The organism is Acidovorax sp. HMWF029 (assembly GCF_003060895.1).
Classification (GTDB): Bacteria; Pseudomonadota; Gammaproteobacteria; order Burkholderiales; family Burkholderiaceae_C; genus Acidovorax.
Genome location: NZ_QAIH01000081.1, coordinates 1 through 14047, shown reverse-complemented (window position 1 = coordinate 14047; position 14047 = coordinate 1). Strand labels below are relative to the sequence as shown.

The following is a 14047-nucleotide window of genomic DNA, read 5'->3' as shown; positions in this document are numbered from 1 at the left end:
CATCATGGGTGTGCGCGTATCAGCAGTGGCAGACTGGGACATGAACCGATCAAACACCTGGCTAGCCAAGCGGGGGGGCATGGGGGCGGAGAACGGGGTGGCAATCATGGCAGTTCCTTTTTTCTGGGGCCTGGTGCTTTCAAAAACGTAGCGCGAGCGTAGGCCACCACAACAGCGGGGCAGTGTAGGAATACATGCCGCTTTGGTGTGTGACAGAACGCACATTCGAGCCTTCCGGGCCGCCCGCATCGCTTAATGAGAGCGCCCTGCGTGAAATTCGTCACACAACACAGGCTCTTACACTCACTGCCCCATGCCCTACACCCTGGCCGCCCCTGCCCACAGCGAACTCATCATCAAGAAAAGCCGCTTCATCGGCTGCGTGCAGCCCATGGCCGACCGCGCCAGCGCCCAGGCGGCCGTGGATGCGCTTTGGAAGCAGCACCCCGGCGCCGCCCACATCTGCTGGGCGCTGCTGGCGGGTGGCCAGTCGGCTGCGGTGGACGACGGCGAACCCGGCGGCACGGCCGGGCGCCCCATGCTCGACGTGCTGCGCCACCAGGACCTGGAAGGCGTGCTGGCCACCGTGGTGCGCTACTTTGGCGGCGTGAAGCTGGGCGCGGGTGGCCTGGTACGCGCCTACACCGACACCATTGCCCAGGCCCTGCTCACCACCCCTAAGGTCACGCTGCAGCGCATGGCCACGCTGCGATGCCAGGTGCCCTATGCGCTGGAGGGCTTTGTGCGGCGCGAGGTGGAATCGGCAGGGGCCGAGCTGGTGGACGTGCAGCATGGCACGCTGGTGCAATTGCTGATCCGCCTGCCCGAGACACAAGCGGTCGTATTCGTACAGCGCATCAACGACGGCGGGCAAGGCCGCGTGGGCTGGGCAGAGCACCGGGGCTGACTCGGCCCCTCCCCCTCGGCAGATGTAACACCCCTCAAGCCCGCCGCCACGATGCCGATAAACCGCCACTACCCCAAGGAATCGCCATGGACGTCGCCCTCGCCAACAGCATTGTCAGCACTGCCACCAACCTGGCCAGCGCCAAAACGTCGGACGCCCTGAACATGGTGGTGCTGAAAAAGGCGCTGGACATGCAGGCCGTATCGGCAGCCACCCTGCTGGACGCCATGCAGCAATCCATGCCACAGCCCGCGCTGGCCACCAGCGGCACGCTGGGCACCAACGTCAATACGTTTGCCTGAAGGACTCGGGGCCGCGCCCCCCTGAAAGTTCAGCGCAAACGCGCAGGCGACAGCCCCTCCACCCCCACGCCCTCGCGCACCAGCTCCTCGGCCAGCGGCTCGCCGCGCAACAACTGCCGCGCCAACAGCGAGGCGCCCGCCGCGCTCTGAATCCCATACCCCCCCTGCCCGGCCATCCAGAAGAAGCCGGGCACATGGTTGTCCCAGCCGATCACCATGTCGCCATCAGACACAAACGAACGCAGGCCCGCCCAGGTGTGTGACGGGCGGCGGATCTGGAACCGGGTCATTTCCTCGATGTGATAGATCCCGGTGGCCACATCCAGCTCCTCGGGCACCACATCGTGCGGGTGCGTGGGGTCAGCATTGGCCGGCGAGCCCAGCAGTTGCCCCGCATCGGGTTTGAAGTAAAAGCTTTCGTCGATGCCGATCACCGCAGGCCAGTGGGTGGCGTCCATGCCCTCGGGTACGGCAAAGGTAAATGCCGTGCGGCGGCGTGGCTCCAGCCCGATGGGTGGCACCCCTGCAAGGCCCGCCACCACATCGGCCCAGGCCCCTGCAGCATTGACGATCGTGGAAGCGGCAAACATCCGCCCGTCGGCCAGCCCCACCTCCCACGCATCTCCAGCGCGGCGTACGGCGGTGACCTCGGCGTGGGTCAGCACCTGGCCGCCGCGCTGGCGCAGGCCACGGAGGTAACCCTGGTGCAGGGCGTTCACGTCGATGTCGGCGGCCTCGGGTTCGCTCATGCCGGCGGCCACGGCCTCGGGCTTCAAGCAGGGCAGCATGGCCAGCAGCTCGGCCTGCTCTACCCACTGCACATTGGGTGACGTGGCATGCGCCTCGTCGTAGGTCTGCTTGAGCAGATCCAGCTGGTCCGGCCCGGCCACATAGACCACGCCACGGGGCGAGAGGATGGGGTCGGCGCCAAACTCGGGCGGCGGCGCATCGTAGAACGCGCGGCTGGCCCGGGTCAGCGCCTGGATGTTGGGCGTGCCATAGGTCGCCATGTAGAGCGCAGCCGAGCGACCGGTGGTGTGGTAGCCGGGCTGCGATTCGCGCTCCAGCAGCAGCACGCTGGCGCCTTGCCCTGCGGCACCCGGCTGCACCAATTGCCAGGCCACAGAGGCCCCGGCAATGCCCGCGCCAATCACGATGGTGTCTACAGCTTGCATGGTCGGAGTCTCCTGTTCAAACCGCCGACACCTGCGCGGCCGATGCAGCACGGTCGTCGCGCGGCAGGCTGCGGGCGTCGCGGGGGTCGGGCGCGCTGGTCACGATGGAGGTCAGCGCGGGTTCGGCATGGGTTTGTATCAGCTTGGCGATGTCGGGCCGGGGCCGGGCCAGCCCTGCAATGCCCTTGAACGCCTGCTCCAGCGCATGCCCCACGCCCAACGTGTGCCGGTCGGCACGGAAGCGCCCCACGATCTGCAGGCCAAACGGCAGGCCCGCGTCGTCCAGCCCGCACGGCAGGCTGAGCGCGGGGTGGGTGGTGAGCGTGGTCACATAGGTCAGTGCCAGCCAGCGGTAGTAGTTGGCCTGCGGCTCGCCGTTGATATGGCTGGCAAACAGCTCGGTCCAGGCGAAGGGCGACACGGGTGTGGTGGGCGCCAGAATCACGTCGTAGTTTTCGTACAGCTTCTGGAACCGCGCCAGGATGCGCGTTTGCTCGGCCTGGGCCCAGGCGCTGTCCAGCAGGTTCATGGCGGCGCCCATTTCGTAGTTGGCGCGGGTGTTGGGGCCCAGGCTGGCGGGGTCGCGCTCGTAGGCCTCGCGCGTGCTGGCCACAAAGGCTTCGGCGCGCAGCACGTCAAAGCAGCGGTGCACGTCGCCCAGGTCGACATCGATGGCATCGCAGCTGGCAAAAAGGTGCTTCATGGCCTGAACCTTGCGGCGGAACACGGCGCGGATGCCGTCATCCACGGCGCAGGCGCCGAAGTCTTCGGTGTACGCCACGCGCAGGCGACTCAGGTCCACCGTTTCGGGCAGAAGGAAACTCATCGGGTCCAGCGGGTAGCTCAGCGGGTCGCCCGCCGACATGCCTGCCGTGGCCGCCAATTGCAGGCAGGCTTCTTCCGCGGTGCGGCCCATGGGGCCGACCACCGAAATCGGCGTCCAGCCCAATAGCTTGCGCGAGCTGGGCACCACGCCGGGCGATGGCCGAAAACCCACCACGCCGCAGATGGATGCCGGAATGCGCAGCGATCCGCCCGTGTCCGACCCCGTGCACACCGGCAGCATGTCGCACGCCAGCGCAGCGGCCGACCCGCCCGACGAGCCCCCCGCATTCAGGTGGGGGTTGAACGGGTTGCCTGTGGCGCCCCACACGGTGTTGCGCGAATTGGCGCCCGCACCCATCTCGGGGATATTGGTCTTGCCAGTGACGATGGCGCCCGCCGCACGCAGGCGCGCCACCAGCACGTTGTCTTCGGCCGGAATGTGTTCGCGGTAGATCTGCGAGCCATAGGTGGTCAGCAGCCCGGCCGTGGCCTCCAGGTCCTTCACACCCAGGGGCAGCCCGTGCAGCAGGCCCAGCGGCTCGCCGCGCAGCACCGCCTGCTCGGCGGCCCGGGCCTCAGTGCGGGCGCGGTCGTAGCAGGTGGCGGTGATGGCGTTCACATGCGGGTTGACGGCCTCGATGCGTTCAATACAGGCATCGAGCAGTTCGACGGGCGAGATTTCGCGCGTGCCGATGCGGTGGCGCAGTTCGTTGGCGGTCAGCTCGACCAATGCGTTGTGGCTTGTCATCTCGCGCTTGTCTCCTTGTTGTTCGGCTCTGGTTCAATCTGCCGTGATGGCAGCGCGCTGCGCCACAGCGCGCATCAACGGCAGTTCCTTGTCGATCAGCTCGCTCACGGCCTTGGCAGAAGCATAGGTGGGCTCAAAGCCCACGGCGATCAGTTTGTCGCGGGTTTCGGGGTCTGCCACCACCTGCGCCAGCGTCAGTTCCAGCCGCGCCTTGACGGCGGGCGGCAAGCCGCGTGGGGCTACCAAGGCCAGCCAGGTGTCCATCTCCACGCCGGGGTAGCCACTTTCGGCCAGCGTGGGCACCTTGGGCAGGAGGGCTGAGCGCTTGCCCGCCGTCACGGCAATGGCCTTGATCTTGCCGTCCTTGAGCTGCGGCAGCGCGGCCGACACGGTATCGACCGTGAACGGAACCTGCCCGCCCATCAGGTCCACCATGGCGGGCGCACTGCCCTTGTAGGGCACATGCTGGATCTTCAGGCCTGCCGCGTGGAAGAACATTTCGCCCGCAAACTGCGACGTGGTGCCCGCACCATACGAGCCGTATGAGTACTTGTCGGGCGCGGCTTTCACCATGGCTACAAACTGCTTCACATCGCTGACAGGCACGTCCTTGTTGGCCAGCAGGATCAGGCTGGTGCGCCCTGCAATGCCAATGGGCTCAAAACTCTTGACCGGGTCGTACGGCAGCTTGGCGCGCACGGCAGGGTTCACGGTGAAGGTGGTGCCCGAACTCATCAGCAGCGTGTAGCCGTCCGGCGCGGCCTTGGCGACATACGTTGCGCCAATCGTGGTGCCCGCGCCTGCGCGGTTGTCGATCACCACGCTCTGGCCCAGCTTGTCACCCAGCTTCTTGCCGATGAGACGGCCCAGCACGTCGGTGGCGCCACCGGGCGGGAACGGAATCACAAGCGTGATGGGTTTGTTGGGGAAAGCAGCTTCTTGCGCTACAGCCGGGCCCCACGCTGCGGCCCCCAGGGCACAGAGGATGGCGGACGACAAAAGCAGTTGCTTGCGGTTCATGGGGTGCTCTCCAAAGGTGGCAAAGGTTGGGGAATAGACGAATCGGGTAGATGACAACCATCAGCCTTGCGCAGCCAGCACGGCCCGCCCGCGCTGCACAAAACCCTGGTACTGCGCATCGGGCACCAGCAGGCCGCCCGTGGTCCACACCAGGTGCGTGGCGTTGTGCAGCACCGCATCCACGCCGGTGCTGCGCAGCCAGGCCTGCCCGGCGGTCGTGCCCGTCAGCATGGCCGGGCCGCTGAAGCCTGCGGCGGCCGAGGGCTCAATGCGTTCGCCCAAGGCGTCCAATACCTGCACCAGCAGGGCAAACAGCGTGTCGTCGGCCACCGTGAACACGCCCGACAGCAAAGGCCTCATCAGCTCGGCCGCCAGCAGCGACGCGCGCGGCACGGCCAGGCCGTCGGCCTCGGTGCGGTTGGTCAGGCCCCAGTCGTACACCGAGGGGTGCTCTCCAGGCCCCGCCAGCATCTGGACCATGAAGCATGGCGACTGCACCGGCTCCACAAAAAAGCAATGCACATGCGGCCCCAGCACCTGCCGCAGGCCAAAGGTGATGCCCGCTGGAGCACCACCCACACCACAGGGCAGGTAGACGATGAGCGGGTGCTCGGCATCTACCGCCACGCCCTGCTCGGCCAACTGGTTCTTCAAATGCAGCGCCGCCGCGCTGTAGCCCAGCAGCAGCGAGAAGGATTGCTCATCGTCCACAAAGTGGCACAGCGGGTTGCTGGTCGCCTCGGCGCGGCCTGCGGCCACGGCGCGTTCGTAGTCGCCCGCATGTTCCACGACCTGTACGCCGCGCTGGCGCAGGCGGTCTTTCTTCCATTCCTTGGCGTCGGCCGACATGTGCACCGTGGCCTGAAAGCCCAGGGCCGAGGCCACCACGCCAATGCTCATGCCCAGGTTGCCGGTGGAACCCACAGCCACCTGGTAGCGGCCCAGCACCTCGCGCGCCGCCGGAGTGGCGAGCGCGCGGTAGTCGCCGCCGGGCTCCACCAACCCATGCTGCAGCGCCAGCCCCTCGGCAAACTCCAGCACCTCGTGCATGCCGCCCCGGGCCTTGATGGAGCCCGCCACGGGCAGGCTGTGGTCGGCCTTGATGAACAGCCTGCCTTGCCCTTCGGCCAAGCCCAGTGCAGGCACCAGCGTCGCAGCAGGCAGCAGGGGCGAGTCCACCACGCCCCCCGTGGTGGCCAGCTCGGGGAACACCTGTGCCAGCAGCCCGGCAAAACGGTCCAGGCGTGCAGCAGCCGCCTTCGTATCATCCAGACTAATACTTCTACCCAGTGCAGGCAGAGCTGCAGCGGGCTGCGCCTGCCGCGCCGGGTTGGTCCACAGGGCGGGCTGGGCGTCGCGCAGGCGGTTGGCCAGCAAAGTATCGACGTCAGGTTGGGGTTCGGCAATCGTCATGGCGCGTTCATCTCGAAAAGGCTTGCCCCCATTCTTCGCTGGCCACGCTCCCGTCACAAACCATTTATATTGAGCGCATCATTAGTATTAATAATGGATATTCGCCTCTCCCCCTCCCTCCTCGCCTGGCTGCGCAGTTTTGATGCAGCCGCGCGCCACGGCAGCTTTACCAAAGCGGCAGCCGAGCTGTGCATCACCCAGGGCGCGGTGAGCCAGCAGGTCAAACAGCTTGAAGACTGGCTGCGCCGTCCGCTGTTTTTGCGCACCCCGCGCGCGCTGGTGCCCACGCCCGAGGGCAAATGGCTGGCCGTGGTGCTGCGCGAAAGCTTCGACGCCATCGAAAGCACCCTGGCCCAGATGCGCCAGCCGCCTGAAACCGCCACCGCCACCTTGAGTTGCTCGCCCTCGTTTGCCATGAGCTGGCTCACGCCCCGGCTGGGCGACTTCTTTCGCCAACACCCCCACACCGGGCTGCGTGTGTTTGGCGAGTTCCACACGCTGGACCGCACCCGCATGGTGCGCGACGGCGTGGAGGCCGCCGTGCGCTTCGACCTGGGCGGCTACCGTGACCTGAACGCCACCGTGTTCCTCGACGAATGGCTCATCCCCGTGGCCAGCCCCGAGTTCCTGGCCCGGCACCCGCCCATCACCACGCCCGAGGATCTGCACGGCGACTGGTTGCTGCACGACGGCAGCGCCTGGGACGGCGCAGACACGTACGAAGAATGGCAACACTGGTTTGCGCAGAGGGGCGCCACGCCACCGCCCTGGGCGGGCGGCCAGCAGTTCAACCTGTCGCAACTGGCCCTGGGCGCCGCACTCACCGGCCAGGGCATCGCCATGGGCCGCGCCGCGCTGGTGCTGCAGGACGTGAAGGCCGGGCGCCTGGTGCCGCTGCTGGGGCGCAGCGTGCCATCACGCGCGGCGTATTCGTTTGTGACCACCACACACCCCAGCCCCACCATGGAGCTGGTGCGGGAATGGCTGGTGGACGAGGCGCAAAAGTTTGGCGAGGAGCGGGCGCAGGTGTTGCCGCCGCTGGCGTAACGCCCAGCTGCATTGCAATCAAGCATGCCACCGCGTCAGCGCAACCAGCACCACCCACTGCAGCAACCCTCCTTCAGCGAGCCGTGTGCTGCTTCCACCGGCCTGCGGCGACTGGTGAAATCTGCAGCCCGCTTTCTCAGCGAATGCAGCCAGAAGCACCGTTGGTCAATGCACGTGTTCCATCTCGCCAAGAATTTGATAAAAAACAGGCCTTTCCGCGCGTCCAGCAAGCACAAGCAGCTATCGTTTTTGACATTCCCGCTGCATTCCCTTCAAAACCGCCGCGCTCGAGCAAGCCGCACGACCCGAACCAACGCCGCACCTACCGCTGCCCCCGCAACCAGTCAATCAAGGCACGCAGCGCCGGGCTGACCTGTTTGCGCCCGGGGTAATACAGCGCAAATCCTGGCTCGGCCGGGCACCAGTCGGCCAGGGCCTGCACCAGGTGGCCCGCGCGCAGGTGGGGCTGGGCCATGGCCTCGTACACATAGGCCCAGCCTGCGCCCCCCAGTGCGGCGCGCAGGGCCAGGCGCTGGTCGTCCACGGTGAGCGGGCCTTCCACGGCCAGGTCAAACGGCTGTGCCCCTTCGCCCGGCGGCACAAACTGCCAGCGGTACAGCGCACCGCTGGGGAAGCGCTGGCGCACGCAAGGGCGCTGCAGCAGGTCGTGTGGGGTCTCGGGCACGCCCAGAGCAGTGGCCAAAGCGGGGGCGGCCACCACGGTAAACCGCTGTGGTGGCCCGATGGGCACGGCCACCATGTCCTGCGGCAGGGCCTCGGGGAAGCGGACGCCCGCATCGAAGCCCTCACGCACGATGTCCACCAGCCCGTCCTGGGTGCACACCTCCAGCGCCACACCAGGGTGGGTCTTCAAAAAGCCGCCCAGCAACGGGCCCAGCAGCAGGTCTGCGGCGCTGCGCGGCACGTTGAGCCGCAGGTGCCCGCGCACCTCCTGGCCCCACTGGGCCGCCTCGGCCAGCGCGCCGTCCAGCCCTTGCATCACCGGCGTGAGCTGGGCCCGCAGCTGGGTGCCCGCCTGGGTCATGGCCACGCTGCGCGTGCTGCGCTGCAGCAGGGGCACGCCCAGCCGCTCTTCCAGGGTGCGAACGGCCTGGCTTACCGACGACGGTGCCAGGTTCAACGCCTGGGCCGCACGCCGAAAGCTGCGCCACTCGGCCACGGCCATGAAGGCACGCAGGTGCTGGAGGTCTGGGGGTGCAGGCATGGGACGGATTGTTCCACACCCACCGGCCAGCAAAGGACGGGATGGCGCGGGCATTGTGCGGCCTGGCCTAACAGCACATTCAAACCTGAGGTGCTAGCGGTCAGACGTTCCGAATAAGAACATCAGCACTGTTGCTCCAAGCAGTCACCACCCACCCAAGGAACCATATGGCAAAACCAAACAATCTCTCCAACAACACGCATCCACTGCCACGCCCGCTGGGGGAGCGCCAGGTCCACCCGCTGGGGCTGGGCTGCATGGGCATGAGCGAGTTCTACGGGCAGACCGACGATGCGCAATCGCTGGCCACGCTGCACATGGCGCATGGCCTGGGCGTGAACCATTTCGACACGGCCGACGCCTATGGGTTTGGCCACAACGAATCCTTGCTCGGCCGTTTTCTGCACGAACTCTCCCCAAGTCAGCGCGCACAGGTCACGGTGGCCACCAAGTTCGGCATCGTGCGCGAGCCAGGCCGCTACGAGCGACGCATCGACAACTCGCCCGCCTACATCCGCCAGGCCTGCGATGCCTCGCTACAGCGCCTGGGCGTCGAGCGCATCGACCTGTATTACTGCCACCGCCGCGACCCGGCCGTGCCGCTCGAAGACCTGATGGGCACGCTGGCAGACCTGGTGCGCTCTGGCAAGATTGCTGCTGTGGGCCTGTCGGAGGTGAGTGCGCAGAGCCTGCGCGCCGCCCATGCGCTGCACCCGGTGGCGGCCGTGCAAAGCGAATATTCGCTGTGGGAGCGCGGCGCCGAGCAGGCCGTGTTGCCCACCGCCCAGGCGCTCGGGATTGCGTTTGTGGCCTACAGCCCGCTTGGGCGCGCCTTCCTGACCAATCAGCCGCCCGTGGTGGATGCGCTGGCCCCCGACGACTTCCGGCGGGTGCTGCCGCGCTTCAATGGCGCCGAGGGCGAGGCCAACCGCAGCCTGCAGCAGGGCCTGGCACAACTGGCGCAATCTACAGGCCTGCCGGTGAGCACACTGGCGCTGGCCTGGATGCTCAACCGCCATCCCCATGTGCTGCCCATCCCTGGCACCCGGCGCAGCCAGCACCTGCAGCAGAACCTGGCAGCAGCCCAGGCCACGCTGCCCGCCGAGGTGATGGACGCGCTGGACGCCCTGTTCGCACCTGGCCAGGTGGCGGGTGCCCGCTACACGGAGACAGGCTGGGTGGGGATAGAGACCTCTGCTACGGTTTGAGGGCCCATTCAGGGTGCGCCTTCGGCAACGGATTGGCGCACCCACCGCTTCTGCGCACAATCCGGTGCCACCACGCCCCTCTGCCCGGCCTGCCGCACCATGAGCCTGTCCACCGTCTTCAAGATCGCCATCGCGCTGCTGATCGCGTTTTTTGCCATCGAAAAGCTGCGGGTGCACCGGGCGGACCAGCGGCTGCGCAGCCCGGTGGACACCGCGCAGCAGCAGCCGTTTGCCGACAACCCTGTGCAGACGGCCACGCGCGATGCGCCGTTTGTGCGGCAGGGTTACCAAATCAAGCCGCTGGCGAACTTTGCCGTGCGGGCGCGGGTGCTGTCGCGCGAGGACTATTCGCTGGGCAGAGAGGCCGATCTGTCTCCCACCGACCTGGCGCTGGGCTGGCAGCGCATGGCTGACCCGGCGGTGTACGGGCCGCTCAACATCTCGCAGGGTGGCCGCTGGTACCGCTATTCCTGGCGCGACCAGCCCCCCATCCCATTGCAAGAGATCATCGAGTCGTCCGCCAACATGCACATGATTGCGGCCGACGCCACGGTGGAGCGCGCCCTGGCCAAGGTCCGCAAGGGGCAGTGGGTACGTATCACCGGCAAGCTGGTGGAGGTGAGCCACGCCAGCGGCTGGCGCTGGACCAGTTCGCTCACCCGCAGTGATTCGGGCGCCAGCGCCTGCGAGCTGGTGTGGGTGGAGTCACTGCAGGTGGAAAACTGACGGGGCCGAAGACAGCGCCGCAGCACTGCAACACGGCAGCACCTGCACACCGCTTCCAATTCAGTAGCTGCCAGCCCGCGACCATAGCGCGCAGGGCAGGTTTTTTGTTCAAAACCCCACCACGCCGTACGGTCAGGCGCCCGCCGCGCGGGCCAAGCCCGGATACTGAGGCGGCAGGGCTTGCCCGACAGGCAGACCACCGGATCCCCCGAACCAATGCAAAGGACGCACATGGCCAAGATCCTGGAAGTGAAGTACGAGCACCTAGCCGACGCCCGCGTGTGCGAGGTGGCCCACAAAAGCCAGGCCGACCTGTGCTGGCACGAGGTTCACTACCCCGCACAGGCCAGCGGCGACGCAATCTGGTTCATGGTGGCCTATGCGAACCAGGCCAGTTTCAAGATTTTGCGCGTCAAGCACGCCAGCCAGGCCGACCTCAAAATCTTCAAGGTGGCGACACCCGAGGAAGCGGGCTGGAACACCAAGGACCACTTGCTGATCGGCAAGCTGGGCAAGTAGGCGCGGCCTGCCAAAAAGCTGTTAGCGCAACGGCTGCCGGTGCTCGTTGCCTGGCAGCAACATCACCATGAGACATGCGCTGGGCCACTGCATAGGCTGGCGAACCCTGCCGTTGTCCCGTGACGGCCCTGCCGGCACTCGAACAGCGAACGCCCTGAATTGATAAATTTGAAAAACACGCGACAGGGCGCCAGTGCCCATCGGGAGCGTGCGGCAAACTCTGGCTGCACCACGATCCAGCCCTAGAGAGCTTCTCACGGCCTGTACAAAGGGGCCGAACTCAAAAAAGAGAAAACCCAGGGAATGATTAAATTTGCATTTTGATCATTTTTATCATATTATTCACCTCGCAGTGGAGACGACCCCTGGATACTCTGTTGCCAATAGTTACGTTGGCGAGTAGCGTACAGGTGGCTTCGTTTCTCAGACCTTCGCGTGCCGCTGGCTTCCGTTCTGGGTATCACCCAGCCCAGCAGGCCCTTCCTATTTGGATGAAAGAGAGGATCCCATGAACCGCTTGAAAGTCTCTACCCGCCTCATTCTGGCGTTTGGATTGCTGACACTGATCGGCATCGTGATCGCCGCAATTGGCGCGCTGAACATGCGCTCCATGGCGAAAGACCTGAAGGAGGTCTCTGAAGACCGCATGGTCAAAGTGGCGCAGTTCTCCGATGTCAACGACAACCTCAACGTCATTGGGCGCCTCGTCCGCAACGTCGTGATCTCAGACGACCCTGCGTTTCGCACCCGAGAGAAGCAAAAAATCGCAGAGCTGCGCAAGGCCAATAGCGACCTGTTGGCGACTCTGGACAAGACAATCACGCTGCCTAGAGCTAAAGAGTTGCTGGAAACAATCCACAAAAACCGTGGCAACTACAACAAGGCCTTGGACCGTGCGATGGAAATCGCAGAACAAGGCGACAAGGCCGCTGCAGGTGCCCTGTTAGCAGGCGACGTCCAAGCACTGCAAGACATCGTTTTCAAAGCAACAGATGACTCGCGCGATTTGCAAAAGGGCATTGCCGGCAAACTGGCGGCTGAGGCTGCAGTATCTGCAGCCAGTTCCACCTTGCTGATGGCGACCCTGGGCGCGGCCATGCTGCTGCTGAGCTTGGTGGTGGGCTGGCTCATTGTGCGTGACCTCTCCAAGGCCCTGGGGGCTGAGCCCGCCGAGCTGGCCGATGCCGCCCAGCGTGTGGCGGCGGGTGACTTGAGCGCACAGCTGCACGCTCGCCGTGGAGACGAAGTCAGCGTGATGGCTGCCATGAGCGCCATGCAACAGGCACTGACAGGTGTCGTGACCACCGTGCGCAGCGGCGCTGACGGGGTGGCCACGGCCAGTTCTGAGATTGCGCAAGGCAATAGCGATCTGTCCAGCCGCACCGAGCAGCAAGCCAGCGCACTGGAAGAAACGGCCGCCTCCATGGAAGAGCTGGCCAGCACCGTCAAGCAAAACGCTGACAGTGCCCGCCAGGCCAATCAGCTGGCAGTAAACGCTTCAACCGTTGCGGTGCAAGGCGGCGAGGTGGTGAGCCAGGTGGTCAACACCATGAAGGTCATCAACGAAAGCTCCAAGAAAATCGCAGACATCATCAGCGTGATTGATGGCATTGCCTTCCAGACCAATATCCTGGCACTGAACGCTGCAGTAGAGGCCGCGCGGGCTGGCGAGCAAGGGCGCGGTTTTGCCGTGGTGGCCAGTGAGGTGCGCAACCTGGCCCAGCGCAGCGCCAGTGCTGCCAAGGACATCAAGGCACTGATTGACAACAGCGTGGCCGAGGTGGAGCGGGGCACGTCTTTGGTGGACCAGGCGGGTTCGACCATGACCGAAGTGGTATCGGCCATTCGCCGCGTCACGGACATCATTGGTGAGGTGAGTGCCGCCAGCAATGAGCAGAGCCAGGGCGTTGCCCAGGTGGGCGAGGCGGTGTCGCAAATGGACCAGGTCACCCAGCAAAATGCGGCGCTGGTCGAGGAGAGCGCGGCGGCTGCGAGCAGCTTGAGCACGCAGGCGCAGCAACTGCTGCAAGCGGTGGCTGTATTCAAGCTCTCTGGCGATGCAGCCCACAGCGCTTCCCGCCCCGCCACATCGTTTTCCGCGCCCGCTTTGCCCGCTGCGCGCCCCGTCGCAGCGCCTGCATCGCGCCCGCTGGCGCCAAAGGCAACGGGTCAGAAGATTGGCATATCCGCCAAAAAACCTGCCGCAGCCCCTGCCCCAGCCGCTGCTGACGGTGGCGAGTGGGAAAACTTCTGATAGCCCACCACACTGGCCGCTTGCATCCACGCCTGAGTCGTTTTTTGCGAGCGCCAAGTTTCTATCAACCTAGTTGGAGAACCCCATGATCAATGCCTCCACCGCCACACCTTCCGCCGTCGCCGCTTCCACTGCCCGCACCGCAGCACTGACCCAGATCCGAGAGTTTCTGGCCTTCAAGATTGCCGACGAGGAGTACGGCGTGGACATCCTGCGCGTGCAGGAAATTCGCTCCTACGAAAAGCCCACCACCATCGCCAATGCTCCCGAGCACCTCAAGGGCGTGGTGAATCTGCGCGGCGTGATAGTCCCCATCATTGACCTGCGCATCAAGCTGGGCGTGACAGAGGTCCAGTACAACCACCTGACCGTGGTGATCGTGCTGAGTATTGGTGAGCATGTGGTCGGGGCCGTGGTGGATAGCGTGTCGGACGTGCTGACACTGGAGCCCTCACAACTGCGCCCTGTGCCTGCGCTCGACTCGAATTTCGACCGCGAGCACATGCTGGCCATCGGCTCGGTGGACGAGCGCATGCTCATCTTGCTGGACATCGAGAAGTTCCTGGCCGATACCGTGTTCGACAACATCGACGTCGACGTCACCAGCACCACCCATTGAAGTCCCAAGAGCCTTGCCAGCGCCCCATAGCGCAAGGCAAGGCAAGGCAAGGCCTGCAG

General features: G+C 65.6%; 13 protein-coding genes. 8 read left to right on the top strand and 5 right to left on the bottom strand.

The features are described from left to right. Positions 1-313 precede the first annotated feature (313 nt). Together DBR12_RS04960 and DBR12_RS04955 are read left to right on the top strand one after the other, a co-directional pair. Positions 314-907 (top strand): YigZ family protein, encoded by a 594-nt coding sequence (locus DBR12_RS04960; RefSeq protein ID WP_108616233.1) that lies wholly within the window; start codon positions 314-316, stop codon positions 905-907. An 86-nt stretch (positions 908-993) separates the two neighbouring features. Then, positions 994-1209, top strand: coding sequence for a YjfB family protein (locus DBR12_RS04955; protein WP_108616232.1), 216 nt, complete (start codon positions 994-996; stop codon positions 1207-1209). A 29-nt stretch (positions 1210-1238) separates the two neighbouring features. On the opposite strand, the gene DBR12_RS04950 is transcribed toward DBR12_RS04955, so the two are convergent. From DBR12_RS04950 to DBR12_RS04935, 4 genes are read right to left on the bottom strand one after another with little or no spacing between them, the layout of a single operon-like run. Further along, a complete protein-coding gene (locus tag DBR12_RS04950) occupies positions 1239-2384 on the bottom strand; it encodes an FAD-binding oxidoreductase (RefSeq protein ID WP_108616231.1) in 1146 nt (381 codons plus the stop codon). Positions 2385-2400: 16 nt separating this feature from the next. Continuing rightward, entirely contained in the window at positions 2401-3957 is a 1557-nt protein-coding gene (locus DBR12_RS04945; protein WP_108616230.1) for an amidase, read from the bottom strand. A gap of 33 nt (positions 3958-3990) precedes the next feature. After that, positions 3991-4977 (bottom strand): tripartite tricarboxylate transporter substrate binding protein, encoded by a 987-nt coding sequence (locus DBR12_RS04940; protein WP_108616229.1) that lies wholly within the window; start codon positions 4975-4977, stop codon positions 3991-3993. Positions 4978-5037: 60 nt separating this feature from the next. Then, complete coding sequence (locus tag DBR12_RS04935) at positions 5038-6390, bottom strand: D-serine ammonia-lyase (RefSeq protein WP_108616228.1); 1353 nt, start codon at positions 6388-6390, stop codon at positions 5038-5040. A gap of 93 nt (positions 6391-6483) precedes the next feature. Here DBR12_RS04935 and DBR12_RS04930 point away from each other — a divergent pair, with 93 nt between their 5' ends. Continuing rightward, positions 6484-7437, top strand: coding sequence for a LysR substrate-binding domain-containing protein (locus tag DBR12_RS04930; protein WP_108616227.1), 954 nt, complete (start codon positions 6484-6486; stop codon positions 7435-7437). Positions 7438-7759: 322 nt separating this feature from the next. Here DBR12_RS04930 and DBR12_RS04925 read toward each other — a convergent pair whose 3' ends face one another. After that, positions 7760-8662 (bottom strand): LysR family transcriptional regulator, encoded by a 903-nt coding sequence (locus DBR12_RS04925; protein WP_108616226.1) that lies wholly within the window; start codon positions 8660-8662, stop codon positions 7760-7762. Positions 8663-8829: 167 nt separating this feature from the next. Here DBR12_RS04925 and DBR12_RS04920 point away from each other — a divergent pair, with 167 nt between their 5' ends. The 5 genes from DBR12_RS04920 to DBR12_RS04900 all read left to right on the top strand — a co-directional run bounded on the left by DBR12_RS04920 (position 8830) and on the right by DBR12_RS04900 (position 13988). Next, positions 8830-9870, top strand: coding sequence for an aldo/keto reductase (locus DBR12_RS04920; protein ID WP_108616225.1), 1041 nt, complete (start codon positions 8830-8832; stop codon positions 9868-9870). Positions 9871-9969: 99 nt separating this feature from the next. Beyond that, positions 9970-10596: a hypothetical protein gene (locus tag DBR12_RS04915; RefSeq protein ID WP_108616224.1), complete on the top strand. Its 627-nt coding sequence runs from the start codon at positions 9970-9972 to the stop codon at positions 10594-10596. Positions 10597-10827: 231 nt separating this feature from the next. Next, the gene (locus DBR12_RS04910) at positions 10828-11115 is read left to right on the top strand and encodes a DUF6150 family protein (RefSeq protein ID WP_108616235.1); all 288 of its coding nucleotides are present in this window, start codon (positions 10828-10830) and stop codon (positions 11113-11115) included. A 508-nt stretch (positions 11116-11623) separates the two neighbouring features. After that, positions 11624-13369: a methyl-accepting chemotaxis protein gene (locus DBR12_RS04905; protein ID WP_108616223.1), complete on the top strand. Its 1746-nt coding sequence runs from the start codon at positions 11624-11626 to the stop codon at positions 13367-13369. A gap of 85 nt (positions 13370-13454) precedes the next feature. Then, positions 13455-13988 (top strand): chemotaxis protein CheW, encoded by a 534-nt coding sequence (locus tag DBR12_RS04900; RefSeq protein WP_108616234.1) that lies wholly within the window; start codon positions 13455-13457, stop codon positions 13986-13988. Positions 13989-14047: the final 59 nt, after the last annotated feature.

Bases quoted from the DNA above. Each gene is read 5' to 3' on its own strand.
- DBR12_RS04910 (WP_108616235.1), top strand. From the start codon at position 10,828: ATGGCCAAGATCCTGGAAGTGAAGTACGAGCACCTAGCCGACGCCCGC.
- DBR12_RS04945 (WP_108616230.1), bottom strand. From the start codon at position 3,957: ATGACAAGCCACAACGCATTGGTCGAGCTGACCGCCAACGAACTGCGC.
- DBR12_RS04900 (WP_108616234.1), top strand. From the start codon at position 13,455: ATGATCAATGCCTCCACCGCCACACCTTCCGCCGTCGCCGCTTCCACT.
- DBR12_RS04960 (WP_108616233.1), top strand. From the start codon at position 314: ATGCCCTACACCCTGGCCGCCCCTGCCCACAGCGAACTCATCATCAAG.
- DBR12_RS04905 (WP_108616223.1), top strand. From the start codon at position 11,624: ATGAACCGCTTGAAAGTCTCTACCCGCCTCATTCTGGCGTTTGGATTG.
- DBR12_RS04915 (WP_108616224.1), top strand. From the start codon at position 9,970: ATGAGCCTGTCCACCGTCTTCAAGATCGCCATCGCGCTGCTGATCGCG.
- DBR12_RS04955 (WP_108616232.1), top strand. From the start codon at position 994: ATGGACGTCGCCCTCGCCAACAGCATTGTCAGCACTGCCACCAACCTG.
- DBR12_RS04940 (WP_108616229.1), bottom strand. From the start codon at position 4,977: ATGAACCGCAAGCAACTGCTTTTGTCGTCCGCCATCCTCTGTGCCCTG.
- DBR12_RS04935 (WP_108616228.1), bottom strand. From the start codon at position 6,390: ATGACGATTGCCGAACCCCAACCTGACGTCGATACTTTGCTGGCCAAC.
- DBR12_RS04920 (WP_108616225.1), top strand. From the start codon at position 8,830: ATGGCAAAACCAAACAATCTCTCCAACAACACGCATCCACTGCCACGC.
- DBR12_RS04950 (WP_108616231.1), bottom strand. From the start codon at position 2,384: ATGCAAGCTGTAGACACCATCGTGATTGGCGCGGGCATTGCCGGGGCC.
- DBR12_RS04925 (WP_108616226.1), bottom strand. From the start codon at position 8,662: ATGCCTGCACCCCCAGACCTCCAGCACCTGCGTGCCTTCATGGCCGTG.
- DBR12_RS04930 (WP_108616227.1), top strand. From the start codon at position 6,484: ATGGATATTCGCCTCTCCCCCTCCCTCCTCGCCTGGCTGCGCAGTTTT.